Origin of the sequence: Shewanella sp. SG44-6 (genome assembly GCF_014164185.1) — a bacterium.
Classification (GTDB): Bacteria; Pseudomonadota; Gammaproteobacteria; order Enterobacterales; family Shewanellaceae; genus Shewanella; species Shewanella vesiculosa.
Genome location: NZ_JACJER010000286.1, coordinates 1 through 1,190, shown reverse-complemented (window position 1 = coordinate 1,190; position 1,190 = coordinate 1). Strand labels below are relative to the sequence as shown.

The 1,190-nt window shown below is 40.5% G+C and carries 1 protein-coding gene; it reads left to right on the top strand.

Translation table 11 applies throughout. The features are described 5' to 3' along the window. Positions 1-202 precede the first annotated feature (202 nt). A complete protein-coding gene (locus tag H5185_RS22205) occupies positions 203-1,162 on the top strand; it encodes an integron integrase (protein WP_107947007.1) in 960 nt (319 codons plus the stop codon). The last annotated feature ends 28 nt before the right edge of the window (positions 1,163-1,190 follow it).

Here is a 1,190-nt window from a genome sequence, read left to right as displayed (position 1 = left end):
AGATAAAAAAGATGCATAGGTGTTTACGAGGTCTGCATAGCACTTTTATATATATTACAAACTATTGATAATAATGAGTTAATGTTTAACAGTTAGTATTATCGATGCGCCAATCCAACGATTTATGCATCTTTTTCATAGCAATTATCTCAACTTCAACTATAACTGTATATAAACACAGTGCATTGGTAAGGTAACGGTTATGGGGCAATTAACATTTTTGGAGGCTATACGGACAGAGATCAGGGTACGCCATTACAGCTATCAAACAGAAAAATCCTACCTCTATTGGAACCGCTATTTCATTCGACATTGCAATATTCGTCATGGCGCTGATATAACCCCCGCTTTGATTGAACAATTTCTCTGTTTTTTAGCAGTGGAGTGCGAAGTGTCGGCGAGCACCCAGAAACAGGCTCTATGTGCCATTGTATTTGCTTGTCGCCATGTGTTAAAAATTGAGCCCAATGAGTTACAATTTCCCTATGCAAAAGCCCCTAAACGAATACCGCAGGTATTGTCTAACGAAGAAGCAAAACTGATCATCAGCAATTTGTCAGGCTACCACTATTTAATTGGTGCCATCCTATTTGGCTCAGGGCTAAGATTAAAGGAAGCCTTAAAACTTAGGGTAAAAGATATTGATCTAACCACTAAATCTATCTTTGTGTACCGAGGTAAAGGGCAAAAAGATCGAGTTTGTATGCTACCTAACGGATTGATTGATGTTCTAAAGTCACAAATGAAACAGGTAAAAAAGCTCCACGAGGCGGATTTGTCAGATGGCTTTGGACTTGCTTCATTGCCCATCTCTCTCATCAGAAAATACCGCAGTAACGCCTCTAAGTTTCATTGGCAATATCTCTTTCCTGCTAGCCGCCGTTGTATGCACCCAAGTGACAACTATGTGTGCAGACACCATATTCATCCAACGGCTTTTTCACGTGCATTAAGGCAAGCTACCACTAACTGTGGTATAGATAAGCGCGTTACCGCCCATACTTTCCGCCATTCATTTGCAACATCTTTATTACTCAAAGGCCATGACATTCGTACCATCCAAGAGTTATTGGGACACAGTGATGTCAAAACGACCGAGATATATACCCATGTGATTGGTGGCCATCATACTGGGGTCATAAGTCCTCTTGACAGTCTTTAAGGCATACTACAAAACAAGTTACTAGGGC